Origin of the sequence: Paraburkholderia sp. GV068, from assembly GCF_003058125.1 — a bacterium.
GTDB lineage: Bacteria > Pseudomonadota > Gammaproteobacteria > Burkholderiales > Burkholderiaceae > Paraburkholderia > Paraburkholderia graminis.
Genome location: NZ_QBUB01000016.1, coordinates 15,314 through 33,883 on the forward strand (window position 1 = coordinate 15,314; position 18,570 = coordinate 33,883).

17 protein-coding genes are annotated in these 18,570 nt (G+C 63.2%); 6 read left to right on the forward strand and 11 right to left on the reverse strand.

All coding sequences use genetic code 11. From position 1 onward, the window contains the following. Positions 1–75 precede the first annotated feature (75 nt). The 3 genes from C8K18_RS26775 to C8K18_RS26785 all read right to left on the reverse strand — a co-directional run bounded on the left by C8K18_RS26775 (position 76) and on the right by C8K18_RS26785 (position 2,280). Positions 76–522: a GatB/YqeY domain-containing protein gene (locus tag C8K18_RS26775; RefSeq protein ID WP_006047659.1), complete on the reverse strand. Its 447-nt coding sequence runs from the start codon at positions 520–522 to the stop codon at positions 76–78. Positions 523–781: 259 nt separating this feature from the next. After that, positions 782–994 carry a 30S ribosomal protein S21 gene (rpsU, locus tag C8K18_RS26780; protein WP_006047658.1) on the reverse strand — a complete coding sequence of 71 codons (213 nt, stop codon included), beginning with the start codon at positions 992–994 and terminating at the stop codon, positions 782–784. 68 nt (positions 995–1,062) lie between these two features. Beyond that, positions 1,063–2,280 carry an NAD(P)/FAD-dependent oxidoreductase gene (locus tag C8K18_RS26785; RefSeq protein ID WP_107710475.1) on the reverse strand — a complete coding sequence of 406 codons (1,218 nt, stop codon included), beginning with the start codon at positions 2,278–2,280 and terminating at the stop codon, positions 1,063–1,065. A 112-nt stretch (positions 2,281–2,392) separates the two neighbouring features. On the opposite strand from C8K18_RS26785, the gene tsaD reads away from it, so the two are divergent. Continuing rightward, positions 2,393–3,421, forward strand: a complete 1,029-nt coding sequence (gene tsaD, locus C8K18_RS26790; RefSeq protein ID WP_029971448.1) for a tRNA (adenosine(37)-N6)-threonylcarbamoyltransferase complex transferase subunit TsaD — start codon at positions 2,393–2,395, stop codon at positions 3,419–3,421. A gap of 110 nt (positions 3,422–3,531) precedes the next feature. On the opposite strand, the gene folE2 is transcribed toward tsaD, so the two are convergent. From folE2 to C8K18_RS26810, 4 genes are all read right to left on the reverse strand, one after another. Continuing rightward, positions 3,532–4,338: a GTP cyclohydrolase FolE2 gene (folE2, locus tag C8K18_RS26795; RefSeq protein WP_053859668.1), complete on the reverse strand. Its 807-nt coding sequence runs from the start codon at positions 4,336–4,338 to the stop codon at positions 3,532–3,534. A gap of 314 nt (positions 4,339–4,652) precedes the next feature. Beyond that, a complete protein-coding gene (gene dxs, locus C8K18_RS26800) occupies positions 4,653–6,560 on the reverse strand; it encodes a 1-deoxy-D-xylulose-5-phosphate synthase (protein WP_006047654.1) in 1,908 nt (635 codons plus the stop codon). 84 nt (positions 6,561–6,644) lie between these two features. After that, positions 6,645–7,526 (reverse strand): polyprenyl synthetase family protein, encoded by an 882-nt coding sequence (locus C8K18_RS26805; protein ID WP_006047653.1) that lies wholly within the window; start codon positions 7,524–7,526, stop codon positions 6,645–6,647. Then, entirely contained in the window at positions 7,523–7,831 is a 309-nt protein-coding gene (locus C8K18_RS26810) for an exodeoxyribonuclease VII small subunit (RefSeq protein WP_006047652.1), read from the reverse strand. The genes C8K18_RS26805 and C8K18_RS26810 overlap by 4 nt, the downstream gene beginning before the upstream one ends. A 288-nt stretch (positions 7,832–8,119) precedes the next feature. On the opposite strand from C8K18_RS26810, the gene C8K18_RS26815 reads away from it, so the two are divergent. Continuing rightward, positions 8,120–9,226, forward strand: a complete 1,107-nt coding sequence (locus tag C8K18_RS26815; RefSeq protein WP_029971445.1) for an aromatic ring-hydroxylating dioxygenase subunit alpha — start codon at positions 8,120–8,122, stop codon at positions 9,224–9,226. 163 nt (positions 9,227–9,389) lie between these two features. Beyond that, positions 9,390–10,259, forward strand: coding sequence for a sulfurtransferase (locus tag C8K18_RS26820; protein WP_053859670.1), 870 nt, complete (start codon positions 9,390–9,392; stop codon positions 10,257–10,259). Positions 10,260–10,370: 111 nt separating this feature from the next. On the opposite strand, the gene C8K18_RS26825 is transcribed toward C8K18_RS26820, so the two are convergent. The 3 genes from C8K18_RS26825 to polA all read right to left on the reverse strand — a co-directional run bounded on the left by C8K18_RS26825 (position 10,371) and on the right by polA (position 15,609). Then, complete coding sequence (locus tag C8K18_RS26825) at positions 10,371–11,243, reverse strand: dienelactone hydrolase family protein (protein ID WP_107710474.1); 873 nt, start codon at positions 11,241–11,243, stop codon at positions 10,371–10,373. Between the two features lie 122 nt (positions 11,244–11,365). Next, positions 11,366–12,712 (reverse strand): NAD(P)/FAD-dependent oxidoreductase, encoded by a 1,347-nt coding sequence (locus tag C8K18_RS26830; protein ID WP_006047647.1) that lies wholly within the window; start codon positions 12,710–12,712, stop codon positions 11,366–11,368. Positions 12,713–12,867: 155 nt separating this feature from the next. Beyond that, on the reverse strand, positions 12,868–15,609 hold the full coding sequence (polA, locus tag C8K18_RS26835; RefSeq protein WP_107710473.1) for a DNA polymerase I: 2,742 nt from the start codon (positions 15,607–15,609) through the stop codon (positions 12,868–12,870). A gap of 1 nt (position 15,610) precedes the next feature. Here polA and C8K18_RS26840 point away from each other — a divergent pair, with 1 nt between their 5' ends. Beyond that, positions 15,611–16,354: a TIGR00730 family Rossman fold protein gene (locus C8K18_RS26840; protein WP_013342013.1), complete on the forward strand. Its 744-nt coding sequence runs from the start codon at positions 15,611–15,613 to the stop codon at positions 16,352–16,354. Between the two features lie 85 nt (positions 16,355–16,439). Here the strand turns inward: C8K18_RS26840 and C8K18_RS26845 are convergent, their stop codons facing one another. Continuing rightward, on the reverse strand, positions 16,440–17,354 hold the full coding sequence (locus C8K18_RS26845; protein WP_006047644.1) for a transcriptional regulator GcvA: 915 nt from the start codon (positions 17,352–17,354) through the stop codon (positions 16,440–16,442). A 97-nt stretch (positions 17,355–17,451) separates the two neighbouring features. Here C8K18_RS26845 and C8K18_RS26850 point away from each other — a divergent pair, with 97 nt between their 5' ends. Further along, positions 17,452–18,021, forward strand: coding sequence for a chromate transporter (locus tag C8K18_RS26850; RefSeq protein ID WP_107710483.1), 570 nt, complete (start codon positions 17,452–17,454; stop codon positions 18,019–18,021). Next, entirely contained in the window at positions 18,018–18,545 is a 528-nt protein-coding gene (locus tag C8K18_RS26855; RefSeq protein ID WP_006047642.1) for a chromate transporter, read from the forward strand. The genes C8K18_RS26850 and C8K18_RS26855 overlap by 4 nt, the downstream gene beginning before the upstream one ends. The last annotated feature ends 25 nt before the right edge of the window (positions 18,546–18,570 follow it).

Below are 18,570 nucleotides of genomic sequence, written 5' to 3' on the forward strand. Positions count from 1 at the left end.
CTGAAACACCCGATGCGGCGCGCGCCACGCTCAACCGCGGGCACGCGAACCACACACACAGCCCGCGCTTTCGCCTTACTTCGCGAGCGCGGCTTTGACCTGAGCCGATACGGCGGTCATGTCGGCACGGCCCGCGAGCTTCGGCTTGAGCACGCCCATTACCTTGCCCATGTCCTGCGGACCGGCGGCACCGGTTTGCGCGACGGCGGCCTGCACCTCGGCGACGATTTCCGCCTCGGACATCTGCTCGGGCATGTATGCCGAAAGAATGGCCAACTCCGCCTTTTCCTTGTCGGCGAGATCCGTGCGGCCCGCGCCTTCGAACTGGCTGATCGAGTCCTTGCGCTGCTTGATCATCTTGTCGATGACAGCGGTCACCGCGGCGTCGTCCAGCGTCACACGCTCGTCGACTTCGCGTTGCTTGATCGCGGCGAGCAGCAGCCGGATCGTGCCAAGACGCTCGGTCTCACGTGCCCGCATGGCGGTTTTCATATCGTCGTTGATCCGGTCTTTGAGGCTCATCACTCACCTGAATGCGTTGAAAATTGAGAACCGGCCGCGTCGGACATACGCACAAGCACGCACAAGCACGCATAAGCAGCGCATGAACACAAACGCCCGCTTGGGACTGCTTCCTCAAGCGGGTTGACGCAATTGTGCGTAGTGGATGCGACCCTGCTGGCTGGTCCGAAGAGACCGTGTTTTCCGTGACGGCACTGGTTGCGCCGTCACCGGTTCGTTGTCGTTGTTCCGTTGGACTGCAACAGCGGCAACACCAGAATCAGTAGAACTTCTTTGGCAGCATCTGGCTGCGCAGACGCTTGAAATGACGCTTCACCGCGGCGGCCTTCTTGCGTTTGCGCTCAGCCGTAGGCTTTTCGTAAAACTCGCGCGCCCGCAGTTCCGTCAGCAACCCGCTTTTCTCCATGGTGCGCTTGAAACGGCGCATGGCGACTTCAAACGGCTCGTTGTCTTTTACGCGGATGGTCGTCATTTTTCAATAACGGAACTTTGTAAAGGTTCAGGAGTATAGCAGAGCTTTTACACAAAGCCACTGCGCCGTCAAGCCCCCCGAGCGTACTCCGCGGCAGCCTGGCCGGCCGCCACGCCCGACGCCCAGGCCCACTGAAAATTGTAGCCGCCGAGCCAGCCGGTGACGTCCACCGCCTCGCCGATGAAGTACAGGCCCGGCGCGCGGGCGCTCATCATCGTCGTCGACGAAAGGTCGCGGGTGTCGACGCCGCCGCGCGTCACTTCGGCCTTGCGGTAGCCTTCGGTGCCGTTGGGCGTGAGCGTCCAGCGCGACAGCGCCTCGCCGATGCGCCGTAGCGCCTTGTCCGGCAGATCGGCCACGCGCGCTTCGGCGGGAATCTGATGGGTGTCGAGCCACACGTGGGCGAGCCGCTGCGGCACCCATTCCGACAACAGATTCGCGATCTGGCGGCGGGTCCCGGTCTTCGCTTCGAGCAACGCGGCAGCCGCATCCTGGTTCGGCAGCAGATCGATGTGGATCGGCTCGCCCGGCTGCCAGTAGCTCGAAATCTGCAGCACGCCAGGGCCGGAAAGCCCGCGGTGCGTGAGCAGCAAATCCTCTTCGAATTCGGCGCCCGTCTTCTTGTTCCCCGTCGCGATCCGCACTTCCAGCGAGACGCCCGACAGCGCCGAAAACGGCTCCCAGTCGGCGGCGGCAAAAGTCAGCGGAACGAGCGCGGGGCGCGTATCGATCAGCTTGTGGCCGAATTGCTTCGCCAGACGATAAGCGAAATCCGTGGCGCCGATTTTCGGAATCGACAGCCCGCCCGTCGCGACGACGAGCGCGCGCGCCGCAATCGGACCCGCATTCGTGTCCAGCGTGAAGCGGCCTTCGGCGTCCTGCCTCACATGTTCGACCGCAAGCGGCGTACGCCAGGCGACATGCCCCGCGTCGCACTCGCTTTTGAGCACGTTGATGACCGCGTCGCTCGACTCGTTGCAGAACAACTGGCCCTTGTGCTTTTCATGCCACGTCACGTGATGGCGCTTGAGCAACGCCATGAAATCGCGCGGCGTGTAGCGTGCGAGCGCGGAGCGGCAAAAATGCGGATTCGCCGACAAATAATTGGCCGGGCCCGCGTACAGATTCGTGAAGTTGCAGCGGCCGCCACCCGAGATGCGGATTTTTTCCGCGAGACGCTGCGAGTGATCGATCAGCACGACACGCCGGCCCAGTTGCCCGGCCACGGCCGCGCACATCATGCCGGCCGCGCCCGCACCGATCACTGCGATATCGAAGGATTCCATGGGGCCGCATTGTACCTGCGGGCCGGCGGCGGCTTGCCCGCGCTGCTATACTTTCAGGCTTACTTCTCTGCGTTGCGGACGCTCTCAAGCGTCCGTTTCAGCCCCACCAGACATGCTCGTTCTCGGCATCGAAAGCTCCTGCGACGAAACCGGCCTCGCGCTCTACGACACCGAGCGCGGCCTGCTCGCGCATGCGCTGCATTCGCAGATCGCGATGCATCGCGAGTATGGCGGCGTGGTGCCTGAACTCGCGTCGCGCGATCATATCCGGCGTGCGCTGCCCTTGCTCGAAGAGGTGATGGAGCGCGCGGGCGCGGCACGCGGCGACATCGACGCGATCGCCTACACGCAAGGGCCGGGGCTCGCGGGCGCGCTGCTGGTGGGCGCGAGCGTCGCCAATTCGCTGGCGATGGCGTGGGACAAGCCGACCATCGGCATTCATCATCTGGAAGGGCATTTGCTGTCGCCGCTGCTCGTCGACGAACCGCCGCCGTTTCCGTTTGTCGCATTGCTGGTGTCGGGCGGCCATACACAGTTGATGCGCGTGACCGACGTGGGCGTGTACGAAACCCTTGGCGAGACGCTCGACGACGCCGCCGGCGAAGCCTTCGACAAAACCGCCAAGTTGCTTGGCCTAGGCTATCCGGGCGGCCCGGAAGTCTCGCGCATGGCCGAATTCGGCACGCCGGGCGCGGTCGTGCTGCCTCGTCCGATGCTGCATTCCGGCGACCTTGACTTCAGTTTCAGCGGTCTGAAAACGGCTGTGCTCACGCACGCGAAAAAGCTCGGCGGCGCGAACATCTGCGAGCAGGCGAAAGCGGACCTGGCGCGCGGTTTCGTCGACGCAGCCGTCGATGTGCTGGCAACCAAGTCGATCGCCGCGCTCAAGCGCACGAAGTTAAACCGCCTCGTCGTGGCGGGCGGCGTGGGCGCGAACCGGCAGTTGCGCGAAGCGCTCTCGGCGGCGGCGCAAAAGCGCAACTTCTATGTGCATTACCCGGACTTGTCGCTGTGCACGGACAACGGTGCAATGATCGCGCTCGCCGGTGCGTTGCGGCTGCAGCGCTGGCCGGATCAGTCGGGCAAGGACTACGCGTTTACCGTGAAGCCGCGCTGGGATTTGAGCTCGCTCGCGCGCTGAACGTGAGTCAGATTTTCACGTAGCGCCCGACGCATCCCGTGTAAATGCCGACAAAAAAGCCGCTTCAGCAAGCGGCTTTTCATTCAGTCATTGCCGGCTATCAGTCGGCGTTAAACCACTCGCTTATCGCGTTCGATCACCGCATACGCGCTGTGATTGTGGATCGACTCGAAGTTCTCGGCCTCGAGCACATAAGCGACGATCCGCTCGTCCGCGTTCAGACGTTGCGCGACGTCGCGCACCAGGTCTTCGACGAACTTCGGGTTCTCGTACGCGCGCTCAGTGACGAACTTCTCGTCCGGGCGCTTGAGCAAGCCCCACAGTTCGCACGATGCTTCTTCTTCGGCGATACGGATCAGGTCTTCCACCGCGACCTCGCCTGCCAGTTCCGCGTTGATCGTGACGTGCGAGCGCTGGTTGTGCGCGCCGTACTGCGAGATCTTCTTCGAGCACGGGCAGAGGCTTGTGACCGGCACCAACACTTTCAGGAACAGACGCGTTTCGCCATTACGCGTCTCGCCGGTCAGCGTGACTTCGTAATCAAGCAGGCTTTGCACGCCCGACACCGGCGCGGTCTTGTTCACGAAGTAAGGAAACGACACCTCGATGCGGCCCGCCTCGGCCTCGAGCTTTTGGAGCATCGCGGCGAGCATCGTGCGGAACGTCGCCGGTTCGAGTGGCGCCTTGTTCTCCTCGAGCAACGCGACGAAGCGCGACATGTGCGTGCCCTTCTGATCGGCGGGCAAATGGACGTCGAGGTTCCAGGTGCCGACCGTCGGCTGCGCATCACCGCTTTGTGTACGCACCGTCAGCGGATGGCGCACCGCCTTGACGCCAACCCGCTGAATCGGAATCTGGCGGGTATCCGGCGTGCTTTGCACGTCGGGCATCACAAAGGCGGGATTCATCTGATTCATGTTCTTGTCCTTTCAGGAAGACGCTGACTCGCCACCCTGTGTTCAACTTCGCAGAAAATCTCCGCTCCTTGAAGCAAGTCTTCGTGGATGGAGAGTCGCCCCTTTGAGGCGTTCGCGAAGCGACAGGTCTGGGAGTCGTCAGCGGCCGCGCGAAGCAAAAACCGCAACGGCAAACGCCGGCCCCTGCCGGCGTTCGATGATGGGCACACGCCCATCGACTCAAGTTAGAGATGGCGCATCGTGACGGCCGGCGCGTTGATCGAGCGGCTAGCCTGACTGGTCAACAGATGCGATCGACCAGCTTAAGCCTCCGCTCAAGCAACCCGCTTAACCGACGATTGCGCGCCGACCGCGCCGCTCGACAGGAAGCGTTCGCGAATCGACTTCGCGATGCCCGCGGCGTCCAGTCCGCATGCGGCGAGCAGCTTGGCCGGATCGCCATGATCGATGAAGCGGTCGGGAAGGCCCAATTGTAGTACCGGACGCATAACCCCACTCTCAAGCAGGGCTTCGACGCACGCCGAGCCTGCGCCGCCCATCACACAGCCTTCTTCGACAGTGACGATGGCGTCGTGCGTTTCCGCCAGTTGACGCACGAGGTCTGCGTCGAGCGGCTTCACGAAACGCATGTTCGCCACCGTGGCGTCGAGTTGCTCGGCAGCCGCGAGCGACGGCGCGACCATCGTGCCGAACGCGAGGATCGCAATGCGCTTGCCCGCCGGTTGCGAGGTTTCGCGACGCACTTCGCCCTTGCCGACCGGGAGCGCGGCCATCTGCTTGACCGTCGCCACGCCGGTGCCGGCGCCGCGCGGATAGCGAACCGCCGTCGGGCACGACTGCTGCAGCGCCGTGTACAGCATCTGGCGGCTTTCGTTTTCGTCCGACGGAACCATCACCATCATGTTCGGAATGCAGCGCATGAACGCGAGGTCGTAGGCGCCCGCGTGCGTCGCACCGTCCGCGCCGACCAGACCCGCACGGTCGATGGCGAACACCACCGGCAGATTCTGCAGCGCGACGTCGTGGATCAACTGGTCGTAAGCGCGCTGCAGGAACGTCGAGTAGATCGCGACGACCGGCTTCATGCCGTCGGCGGCAAGACCGCCGGCGAACGTGACCGCATGCTGCTCGGCGATGCCGACGTCGAAATAGCGGTCCGGGAAGCGCTTCTCGAACTCCACCATGCCCGAGCCTTCGCGCATGGCCGGCGTGATGCCGACGACGCGCGCGTCGAGTTCAGCGGCGTCGCACAGCCATTCGCCGAACACCTGCGTGTAGGTTTTCTTCGACGGCGCGGAGGCCGGCTTGATGCCCTCGGCCGGATTGAACTTGCCGGGGCCGTGGTACAGCACCGGATCGGCCTCGGCCAGCTTGTAGCCCTGGCCCTTCTTCGTCACCACGTGCAGGAATTGCGGACCGCGCAGTTCCTTGATGTTTTGCAGCGTGGGGATCAGCGAATCGAGATCATGGCCGTCGATCGGGCCGATGTAGTTAAAGCCGAATTCCTCGAACAGCGTAGCCGGCACGATCATGCCCTTCGCGTGCTCTTCGAGCTTGCGCGCCAGATCGAGCATGGGCGGAGCGACGCGCAGTACGCGCTCGACGCCCGCGCGCGCGGCAGCGTAGAAGCGTCCGGACATGAGCCGCGCCAGATGGCGATTGAGCGCGCCGACCGGCGGCGAAATCGACATGTCGTTGTCGTTCAGGATCACGAGCAGCGGCACGTCGTCTTCAACGCCCGCGTTGTTCATGGCTTCGAACGCCATGCCCGCCGTCATGGCGCCGTCGCCGATCACGGCGATGCCCATGCGGTTGTCGCCCTGCAGCTTGCTCGCGATAGCCATGCCGAGCGCCGCGGAAATCGACGTGCTCGAATGCGCGGTGCCGAACGTGTCGTACTCGGATTCGTCGCGCTTCGGGAAGCCGGAGATGCCGCCCAACTGGCGCAGCGTGTGCATCCGTTCGCGGCGGCCCGTCAGGATCTTGTGCGGATACGTCTGATGGCCGACGTCCCACACGATGCGGTCGTGCGGTGTGTCGAACACATAGTGCAGAGCAATGGTCAACTCGACCGTGCCGAGATTGGACGAGAGATGGCCGCCCGTCTGCGACACGCTGTCGAGCACAAAAGCGCGCAACTCGTCGGCAAGCGGTTGCAATTGGCGGCGATCGAGGCGGCGCAGGGCGGCCGGGTCGTCGATGGTTTTCAGCAAGTCGTACATCGTCGTTCCATTGTAGGAAAACTTACGCGCCCGCACTTCATACACGCACCTTGTGGGACGGCGCGCGGCGGCGGGCTTTCGCGTTCAGCTAACCCGGTTCACCACCAGGTCGGCCAATTCGGCAAGACGCTGCGCGCGTGCGCCGAACGGCGCCAGCGCGGCGTGCGCGTCGCTGCGCAACTGCGCGGCGAGCGAACGCGATGCGTCGAGCCCAATAATCGACACGTAGGTCGGCTTGCCGTCCTTCGCGTCCTTGCCTGCTGTCTTGCCGAGCGTCGCGGAATCGGTCGTGACGTCGAGAATATCGTCGACGACCTGAAACGCGAGACCGACCGCGGCCGAATAAGCGTCGAGCGAACGCATCGCGTTTGCGTCGGGCGCCTCGCCGGCCAGCGCGCCCATGCGCACCGCGGCGCGCAGCAACGCGCCGGTCTTCATGCGGTGCATGGTTTCGAGCTGCGCGCGCGTCAGCGTATGACCGACGCTCGCGAGGTCGATGGCTTGACCGCCGCACATGCCGATCGAACCGCTCGCCAGAGCCAGTTCGCGCACGAGCGCCGCCTGTTGCGCCGGCGCCAGCACATCGGACGTCAACGAAACGAAAGCCTGCGATTGCAGCGCGTCCCCAACCAGCAGTGCCGTGGCTTCGTCATATTTGACGTGTACCGTGGGCTTGCCGCGACGCAGTGCGTCGTCGTCCATGCAGGGCATGTCATCGTGCACGAGCGAATACACGTGGATCATTTCAAGCGCCGCTGCCGCCGCATCGAGACACTCGGCGCGCGCGCCGGTGAGTTCGCCCGCCGCATGGCACAGCAACGGGCGGACCCGCTTGCCGCCGCCAAGCACCGCGTAGCGCATCGCTTCGTGAAGCTTTGCAGGCTCCGTTGTTTCAGCCGGCAAGTAGTGTTCGAGTGCCGCTTCGACGCGCTCGAGCACCGAGCGAGTCCATTGTTCGAATGTCATAGGTCGTCCCCGCTTTCAGTAGCGGCTGTTCCTGCTGTATTCACGGGCAGTGGCTTGAGCGTCTCACCGTCGAGCACCCGTACCTGCTGCTCGACCTTCTCGAGCTGCTGCTGGCAAAACGCCACCAGAGCCGCGCCGCGCCGATACGCGGACAGCGACTCTTCGAGGCTCAGATTGCCGCTTTCCATGCGTGCAACGAGGCCCTCCAGCTCCGCCTGCGCCGCCTCGTAATTCTCGGGCAGCGGCGTGTTGTCGACGCCCTCGGCTGGCGCGGCAGCGGTATCGTTCGACGCGGTCTTCGCCATGAATAGTCGCAAAAATTAAAACAAGTCGGACATTCTACGGCAAAAGCGATAAATCCGATCTCTCAGCCCACCTTCGGGCTGCGTGTTCGCCGGTGGCCGCCCTGTCAGTCTCGCAGAAAAAAATCGATCGGTCTGTGCCGAAAAGGCCGAACTTTCCCGACATTTTTGACCCAAATCAGTGACTTAACTGTCCCAAGGAGGGGGAAACAGGTATAATCTCGGGCTCCCTAAATCGAATCTTCGATGGTTGGGTTGTTCACTGCTTTCACGTCTTCATCGGGAGTGGGAATGTCCAATCTGAGCAATGCATTGCAGTTGCGGTCTGTTCACAGCCAACTGCCAGTCACGGCTTACTTTGACGAAGCGCTTCTAACGCGCGAAATCGAAACCCTTTTCAGGAAAGGTCCCCGTTACGTCGGGCACGAGCTCATGGTGCCGGAAGTGGGGAATTATTTTGCCTTGCCCAGCGAAAGCGAGGGGCGCGTGCTCGTTCGTAACCAGCAGTCGCAAGTCGAACTTCTGTCGAACGTGTGCCGCCACCGGCAGGCCATCATGCTCAACGGCCGCGGCCACGCGGAGAATATCGTCTGTCCCCTGCATCGCTGGACATACGACCTCAACGGCCAGCTTCTCGGCGCTCCGCATTTTGCGGACAACCCCTGTCTGAATCTCGGCGCCACGCCGCTGCAGAACTGGCAAGGGCTGCTGTTCGAAGCACAAGGCCGCGACGTCGCGCGCGATCTGTCCAACCTCGGCACCAGACAACACTTCGACTTCTCGGGCTTCATGTTCGATCACGTCGAAGTGCACGAGTGCAACTACAACTGGAAGACCTTCATCGAGGTCTATCTGGAGGACTATCACGTTGCGCCGTTCCATCCGGGCCTTGGCAGCTTCGTCAATTGCGACGACCTCGCGTGGGAATTCGGCGAGTGGTACAGCGTGCAAACGGTGGGCGTCCACAAAGGCCTCGAGCAGCCGGGCAGTCCGACGTACCGCAAATGGCACGACGAAGTCCTGCGTTTTCGCGGCGGCAATCCGCCCGAGTTCGGCGCGATCTGGATGGTGTACTACCCCGGCATCATGATCGAGTGGTATCCGCACGTACTGGTCGTGTCATGGCTGATTCCGCGCGGTCCGCAGAAAACCACCAACGTGGTCGAGTTCTATTACCCTGAGGAAATCGCGTTGTTCGAGCGTGAGTTCGTCGAAGCCGAGCGCGCCGCGTATATGGAAACGGCGCGTGAAGACGACGAGATCGCCGAACGCATGGACGCGGGCCGCCGGGCACTCATGGAACGCGGCGAGTCGCAGGTTGGTCCATACCAGAGCCCGATGGAAGACGGCATGCAGCACTTCCACGAGTTCCTGCGGCGCGAACTGGGCACGATCTAGAATCGGCGCTCACGCATCGCCTCATTCGCGTTTGCACGAACGCATGGAAAGACGGGCTTCGGCCCGTCTTTTTTTGTTTAGACTAACGATGTAGCCCAGCCATCCGGTCGCGTCATGAGGCCGCCGGCAAGGGAGCCGCCATCGCCCGCATCGAGGAGACGTCATGCCCCACACTCACTACACCACTTTGATCTCCGCGACCAATCTCGCGGAACGGCTCGCCGAGGCACCGGGCAGCGTGTTCGTCATCGACTGCCGGTTCGATCTGGCCGATCCCGAAGCCGGCGAAAAGGCGTATCTCGCCGGACATCTGCCGGGCGCGCATTATCTGCATCTCGACCGCGACCTGTCGGGGCCGAAGACCGGCACCAATGGACGCCATCCGTTGCCGGATCGCGAGCGGCTCGTCGAAACGCTGGAATCGCGCGGCCTGAAGCAAGGCCAGCAAGTTGTCGCGTATGACGCGCAAGGCGGCATGTATGCCGCACGCGCGTGGTGGCTGCTGCGCTGGCTCGGCCACGACGCCGTCGCGCTGCTCGACGGCGGATTGCAGGCGTGGGAAGCCGCGGGCCAGCCGCTCACGCAAGACGTGCCGCCGCAAAACACCGGCGACTTCAAGGCCGGCGCGCCGCTTTCCGTTACCGTCGACGCGCACATGATCGAGCGCAATCTCGGCTCGAAGGAACGCGTGGTGGTCGACGCCCGCGCGGCCGACCGCTATCGCGGCGAGAACGAGACGCTGGATCGCGTAGGCGGCCATATTCCCGGCGCGCTCAATCGCTTCTTCAAGGACAACCTCACCGCCGACGGCCGCTTCAAGCCGGCTCACACGCTGCGCGATGAATTCCACGTGCTGCTCGGCGACACGCCGCCGGAACACGTCGTCCTGCAATGCGGCTCGGGCGTGACAGCGTGCGTCAATGCGCTTGCAATGGAAGTGGCCGGCCTGCATGGCGCCGCGCTCTACGCGGGTTCCTGGAGCGAATGGAGTTCGGACCCGAAGCGGCCCGTTGCGACCGGGCCGAAGCCTTGAGGCCGCGCGAAGATTAAGTCTGAAAGACGAAAGGCCGTTGCCGCTTATAAGCGGCAACGGCCTTTTTTCATTCAGCAAACGCACGCGCTTCGAAAGAGTCGGGCTCGCCCGTCAAGCCACGCCGTGCTGCTTGAACCAGGCGAGCGCGCGGCGCCAGCCATCTTCAGCATCGGCCTTCTTGTAGCTCGGCCGGTAATCCGCGAAGAACGCATGGCCCGCATCGTCGTAGACAACGAACTGCGAACCGCGCGCGACGTTCGGCCCTTGCGCGATCGCCTGCTTCATCTGCTCGAGCGATTCCTGCGGAATGCTCTGATCCTGCAAGCCGTAAAGACCGAGCACCGGCGCGTGAAGATCGGCCACGCGGTCGAGCGGATTCGCCGGATTGGTGGCCGTATGATCGCCGGCTACGCGCCCATACCACGCGACCGCCGCCTTAAGCCGCGGCTCGTGCTCCGCATACAGCCAGGCCATGCGGCCGCCCCAGCAAAAGCCCGTCACGCCGAGGCGCTTCAGATCGCCGCCGTGCTCGCCGGCCCACGCAACGGTCGCGTCGAGATCGGCCAGCGCCTGGTCGTCCGGCACTTTGCTGAGGATCTGCTGGCTGATCTGCGCAATGGTCGGCAGCGCCATCGGATCGCCTTCGCGGACAAACAGATCCGGCGCAATGGCCAGATAGCCGAGTTTGGCGAAGCGCCGGCAAACGTCGGCGATATGCTCATGCACGCCGAACGCCTCGTGAATCACGATGATCACCGGCAGATGCGCCTTGCCCTTCGGCTGCGCGCGATAGGCGGGCACCAGCGTGCCGCCCGAGCGCACGGCAATTTCGCCGGCCTCGAGACCTTCGCTATCGGTATGGATGGTTTGCGCCGACACCGGCAACACCGCAGCCGCGAAGCCGGTGCCGAGTGCGGCCTTGATGAAGGTGCGTCGATTGAAGGGAACGTGCGGGGCGAGGCTGTCGACATCGGGGTTCAGCATGCGGGCGCTCCTCGTTGAACGGTGGAGGCAACAGGATACGCCTCACGCGTGTCCCGTTGCAGATCCGAACATGCGAACATGCAACCACGCGCGAACGTGCGAACGTCCAACATGCCGCGCAGTCAGTGCAGCTTGACCCGCGGCAACGTGGTGCGCCGCAGCCAGTGCGCGAACGTGTCGAGCACCATGCGCGCATAGCCGTGCAGCGCGGCGATATGCAGCCGGTACAGCGACATGTACATGAAGCGCGCGAACAGCCCTTCAATCAGCATATTGCCGCCGATCACCCCGCCCATCAGATTGCCGACCGCGCTGAAGTGCCCGAGCGACACGAGCGAGCCGAAGTCGCGATACGTGAACTCGGGCAGCGGCCGGTTCTCGAGCCGCGCCGCCAGCGCCTTCAACAGAAAGCTCGCCTGCTGATGCGCGGCCTGCGCGCGCGGCGGCACATTCTTCTCGTTGCCCGGCCACGGACACGCCGCGCAATCGCCGAGCGCGAACACGTTGTCGTCGATTTCGGTTTGCAGCGTGCGGCGCACGTTGAGTTGACCAAGCCGGTTGACGGGCAGGCCGTCGAGCTGGCTCAGGATAGCGGGCGCCCTGATGCCCGCCGCCCACACGGTCAGATCGGCGCGCACTGTTTTGCCGCTCGCCGTGCGGATGATGCCGGGCGCGACCTCGGCCACCGTTTCGCTCGTCATCAGCCTGACGCCGAGCTTGGTCAGCAATTCGGCCGTTGCCGTCGACACGCGTTCCTGCAAGGCCGGCAAAATGCGCGGCCCCGCTTCGATCAATACGATGCCCACGTCATGCCGCGGATCGAGCTTGTGCAGACCGTACGCCGACAACACCTGCGCCGTGTTGCGCAATTCCGCCGACAGTTCGACGCCGGTCGCGCCGCCGCCGACAATCGCCACCTGAATGCGCGGCTCGGTTGAAGGCGACGTGCCCGGTCCCGACTCGACCGGTTCATGCGCCTGATGCTCGGCCCGCATGCAAGCCGCGATCAGGCGCTTGCGAAAGCGCTCGGCCTGGCTGACGGTGTCGAGTGCAAGGGAGAATTCCGGCGCGCCTTTCACGCCGAAGAATGCGGTCGTGCTTCCGATCGCGATGATCAGCGTGTCGTACTCGAGCTGGCGCACGGGCAGCAGTTCGGCGCCGTCGTCGTCGAGTACGGTGCCGAGCGTGAGGCGCTTGTTCGCGCGATCGAGTCCCGTCAGCTCGCCCTGCTGAAACTCGAAGCCATGCCAGCGCGCTTGCGCCGCATATTCGAGTTCCTGCGTGAACGGGTCCATGCTGCCGGCCGCCACTTCATGCAACAGCGGCTTCCAGATATGCGTCGGATTACGGTCGACGAGCGTGACCTGCGCACGCGTGCCCGCCTTGTTGTTGTGACCATAGCGATCGCCCAGGCGAGTTGCCAGCTCGAGTCCTCCTGCGCCTCCGCCAACGACGATAAAACGATGCATTGAACTCTCCGTATTTGCCGATGGGTTGTGCGTCGTAATCGCGCGCCGCGGGCACGCGTTCTTACCGATTGTCCGTGAGCCGCACGGGTTGTCACAAGCTGCCAATTTGCATGTGTGACATGCAAACGACGCTATTGCGCGCCGTCACACCTGCGTCAATGCGCTTCCTCCCAGTTGAGCCCCGCGCCGACTTCCGCGACCAGCGGCACTTTCAGCGCGGCGACGCCGCACATCAACTCCGGCAGACGCTTGCGCACGTCGGACAGTTCTTCGTCGGGTACTTCGAGGATCAGTTCGTCGTGCACCTGCATGATCATGCGCGTGCCGATGTTCGATTCTTCGATCCATTTCTGCACCGCGATCATCGAGAGCTTGATGAGGTCGGCGGCCGTGCCTTGCATCGGCGCGTTAATCGCCGCGCGTTCGGCGGCCTGACGACGCGGACCGTTGCCGCCGTTGATTTCCGGCAGCCACAGCCGTCGGCCGAAAACGGTCTCGACATAACCCTTGGCTTTCGCGCTCAAGCGCGTCTCGTCCATATAACGCGCGACGCCCGGATAACGTGCGAAATAGCGGTCGATATAAAGCTTGGCGGCATCGCGCGTAATGCCGAGATTCGACGCGAGGCCGAACGAGCTCATGCCGTAGATCAGGCCGAAGTTGATGACCTTCGCCACGCGCCGCTGATCGTTCGAGACTTCGAGCGGCGTCACGCTGAAAATTTCCGCTGCGGTCGCGCGGTGAATGTCTTCACCTTCCGAGAAGGCGCGTAGCAACGATTCGTCGCCGGAAATGTGCGCCATGATGCGCAGTTCGATTTGCGAGTAATCCGCGGAAACGAGCTTGTGTCCCGGCGGCGCAATGAAGGCTTCGCGAATGCGGCGGCCTTCGCCGGTGCGCACAGGAATGTTCTGCAGGTTCGGATCGTTCGACGCAAGACGCCCCGTGACCGCGACGGCCTGCGCATAGTTCGTGTGCACGCGGCCCGTGCTTGCGTTGACCATGCGCGGCAGCTTGTCGGTGTACGTGGACTTCAGCTTCGACAAGCCGCGATGTTCGAGCAGAATCTTGGGCAACGGATAATCTTCGGCGAGCTTTTGCAGCACTTCTTCGTCCGTCGAAGGCGCGCCGCTCGGCGTTTTCTTCACGACCGGCAACTCGAGTCGTTCGAAGAAGATCTGGCCAATCTGCTTCGGCGAACCGAGGTTGAATTCGCCGCCGGCGAGCACATACGCCTCGCTCTCCAACTGGATAAGCCGCGTTGCAATTTCGCTGCTTTGCTGACGCAACTTTTCCGCGTCGATCAAAACGCCGCTGCGCTCCATCTTGCGCAATACTCGCGACGTGGGCACTTCGATGTCGCGATACACATGCTCGAGCGTCTCTTCCGCCGCGAGCTGCGGATACAGCGTTTGATGCAGACGCAACGTGATGTCGGCGTCTTCGGCTGCGTATTCGGCGGCCTTGTCGAGCGCGACTTCGTCGAAACCGATTTGCTGCGCGCCCTTGCCCGCGACGTCTTCATACTTGATCGTCTTGATGCCGAGATGGCGCAGCGCGAGGTTGTCCATGTCATGCGGACGATGCGATTCCAGCACGTACGATTGCAGCAGCGTGTCGTGTTCGACGCCGCGCATTTCAATGCCGTAATTGGCAAGCACCTGCTCGTCGTACTTCAGATGCTGACCGACTTTCTTATGCTCCGCGCTTTCGAGCCACGGCTTGAGCTTCGCGAGCACTTCGTCGCGTGGCAGTTGCACGGGCGCATCCGGGCCGCGATGCGCGACCGGCACATAAGCCGCATGACCTGCCTCAACCGAGAACGACAGGCCCACGATTTGCGCGACCATCGGATCGAGCGACGTGGTTTCGGTATCGAACGAAGTGATCTCGGCCGCGTTGATCTTTTGCAGCCACGCGTCGAATTGCTCCCACGTCTGCACGGTTTCGTAGTGCCGTTCGTGATCGACGGTGAGCGCCGGCGGCACGTCGGTTTCCGGACCTTCGACCGCATCGGCAATTTCCACCTCGCGCAGCCAGGTCTTGAAGCCGTGGCGCGTGAACACGTCGCGCAATTCCTCCCGCGATTCCGGGCGGCTCTGCAAATTTTCCTCGATCGACGCGATATGTTCGGTCAGATCGCAATTGCGTTCGACGGTGACGAGCTTGCGCGCCATCGGCAGAAAGTCGAGCGCGCGTCGCAGATTGTCTCCTACCGCACCTTTGATCTCGTCCGCATGTGCGACGATGCCATCCAGCGACTCATATTGCGTCAGCCATTTGAGCGCGGTTTTCGGCCCGCATTTCTCGACGCCCGGCACGTTGTCGACGGTATCGCCGATCAACGACAGGTAGTCGACAATGCGCTCCGGCGGCACGCCGAATTTGGCGAGCACGCCGGCACGGTCGAGCTTTTCGTTGGTCATCGTATTGATGAGGGTGACATGATCCGACACGAGCTGCGCCAGATCCTTGTCACCAGTCGACACGATCACGTTCATGCCGCGCTTTTCCGCCTCGGTGGAAAGCGTGCCGATCACGTCGTCGGCTTCCACGCCGTCGATCATCAGAAGCGGCCAGCCGAGCGCGCGCACGGCCACGTGAATCGGCTCGATTTGCCGCGACAGATCGTCGGGCATGGAGGGACGATTCGCCTTATAGTCGGGATACCAGTCGTCGCGAAACGTTTTGCCCTTGGCGTCGAACACGCACGCGCTATACTCTGCTGTGACTTCCTTGCGCATGCGCCGCAGCATGTTGATCATCCCGTAGAGCGCACCCGTGGGACCACCGTCGGGCCCGCGCAGATCAGGCATCGCATGGTAGGCCCGGTACAGATAACTCGAACCGTCGACCAATAGCAGGGTCTTACCTTCAAGGCTTCGTTCTTCAGGCATTATGACTAAGAGAAAAGTGATTCCGAGTCTGCGATCACTCGCAGATCAAGAGCGCGCAACGGCAAAAAAGGCCCGCGCATCGTGGCAGATGTTCACGATTATGGCAGAGTTTATTGAGGCGACCGAGTACCTCTCGGAGATTCGCCCGGCTGTCAGCATCTACGGTTCAGCGCGCCTGAAACCGAACTCGCCGTATTACAAACTCGCCACGCAAATCGCGCGCAAGCTGTCGGATGCGGGCTTCGCCGTGATCTCTGGCGGCGGCCCCGGCATCATGGAAGCCGCGAATAAAGGCGCGCATGCAGGCAAGGCGCCGTCGGTTGGCCTCAACATCGAGTTGCCGCACGAGCAATCGGGCAATCAGTGGCAAGACATCTCGCTGCGCTTTCGTCACTTCTTCACGCGCAAGGTCACGTTCGTCAAGAACTCCGACGCGGTGATCGTCATGCCCGGCGGTTTCGGCACGTTGGACGAACTCGCCGAAGTGCTCACGCTCATTCAAACCAAGAAGTCGCGCCACGTGCCGATCATTCTGGTCGGCGCTGAGTTCTGGGAAGGTCTGCTTGCGTGGTTCAAGAATTCGCTCACGCCAATGGGTCTCATCAATCCGACCGACATCGACCTGATGCAGGTGATCGACGATCCGGACCAGGTGCTCGAAGCGGTGTTGAAGTTCTACGAAGATCGCGAAGGCGCCGAGCCGCAGCCGACCAAGTCGGAAGAAGACCGGATGTTCTATCTGTAACGCAAGCACGCGGAAGCGTTAAAAAAGCGGGCAGCCTTTGTGCTGCCCGTTTTGCGTTTGTGCTTCATGTTTAATGTTTAACGGCCTACGTCTGCGCCTGCACCTGCATTTGCATCTCGTCGGTCTGATCGCCTTGCGCCTGCAACCATTCGCAGAATTGCGCGACGAGCGGCGCATTCGCGACCTCCCTGCGTGCGACCCACCAATAGCCGCGCGCGTCGATCCGCGGTCCGGCGAGCGGCACGACGAGCCGGCCCGACGCGAGTTCGTCGGCGAGCAGCGGCAATGGGCCGAGCGCCACGCCGAGCCCATCCACCGCGGCCTGCAACGCCAGATAGAAGTGATCGAACGATTGCTTTTTGCGGCACTTGGCCGTCACGCCCGCCGCCGATAACCAGTTGCTCCACGCATCGGGCCGCGTGTCCGAATGCAGCAGCACATGCCGCGCGAGATCGTCCGCGATTCGGATCGGCGAGCGCTGCAGCAACGCGGGACTGCATACGGGCAGCTCGCTCTCGCCGAGAAAATGGCCGCTCACGCAGTTCGCCCAATGCGCGGGACCGCGCCGCACCGCGACGTCGAAACTGTCCAATGTCTCGACGGGCGCATTCGACGTTGCGAGCCGCAATTCGGCATTCGGCACCTTGCGCTGGAACTGGTGCAGACGCGGCAGCAGCCACTTCATCGCGAACGTGGGAAGCGCATTCACGCGCAGCACATGCACGACGCCGGTGTCGCGCAACTGGTCGGTGGCGTGCGCGATGCTGTCGAACGCGGCTTGCACCGTCGACAGATAGCGGCGGCCGTCGGCCGTCAGCCGCACACGCTTGCCGTGACGCTGGAACACCTGCACGCCGAGCCAGGACTCGAACGCGGCGACCTGCCGGCTGATTGCACCGTGAGTCACATGCAGCTCGTTCGCGGCGGCGCTGAAGCTTTCGTGACGCGCCGCGGCTTCAAAGGCGCGCAGCGCGGGGAAGGGAGGAAGATTGCGAGCCATGCTTGTGATTGTAGATCACAAGGCGCGGCGCAAAAATCGTTTTGTGGCGCGGCGGTTCGGCGCTAACCTTCTGAGCTTGAACTGGAAGCGAAGCGCCATGGACCACAACCTCACCTCACTCGATTCCGCCACGGGCCCGAAGCCCACCGTGCGGGAAATTTTCAGCGGCTTTCTCGGCCTCGGCCTGATCTCGTTCGGCGGCGCGTTGCCGCTCGCGCGCCGCGCGCTCGTCGAGCAGCGCCGCTGGCTGAGCGCCGAAGACTTCACCGATCTGCTCGGCCTCTGCCAGTTCCTGCCCGGCGGCAATGTGATCAATCTTTCGGTCGCCGTTGGCATGCGCTTTCGCGGAATTGCGGGCGCGCTTGCCGGATTGCTTGGGTTGATCGCTGGGCCGTCGCTGGTCGTGATCGGTCTGGGCGTGCTGTACGAACGCACGCAAGACGACCCGCATGTGCGCCATCTGTTCGCGGGGCTTGCGGCTGCCGCGGCGGGCCTCCTGATTTCGATGGCGATAAAAATCGTGCTGCCGTTGCGCAATAAACCGACGGCCGCGCTGATCGCCGCGCTCGGCTTCATCGCGATTGCGATCATGCGGCTGCCGCTCCTGCCCACCATGCTGGTGCTGACGCCGCTCAGCATCTACGTCGCATCGAGGAACGCGCAATGAACGACACGCTGATTTCCCTCGCGATCATTTTCAGCCAGCTTTCGCTGCTCGCATTCGGCGGCGGGAACACCATTCTTCCGGAGATGCAGCGTCAGGTGGTCGAGGTGCATCACTGGATGCCGGCCAGCGAATTCAGCGCGCTGTTCGCGCTCGCGCAAGCCGCGCCGGGGCCGAACCTGATGATCGTCACGTTGATCGGATGGCACGTGGCCGGTTGGCCGGGCATGCTGGTCACGTCGATTGCGAAGTTCGGGCCGTCGTCGATCGTGACGATATTCGCGCTGCACGCGTGGGACCGTTTCAAGGACCGCCCGTGGCGGCGTTACGCGCAAGTCGGACTCGTGCCGGTGACGGCCGGCATCGTCGCGGCGAGCGCGGCGCTGATTGCGCAAGCGTCGGATTCGACGGCGATCGCATGGGCGATCACCGCGTTGACTGCGGCGGTCGCGTTGAAGACGCGCATTCATCCGCTGTGGCTGCTGGCCGCCGGGAGCTTGATCGGGCTTACGGGCTTCGGGCAGTAAGGCGGGTTGCGGTCGCGGTTGCAAA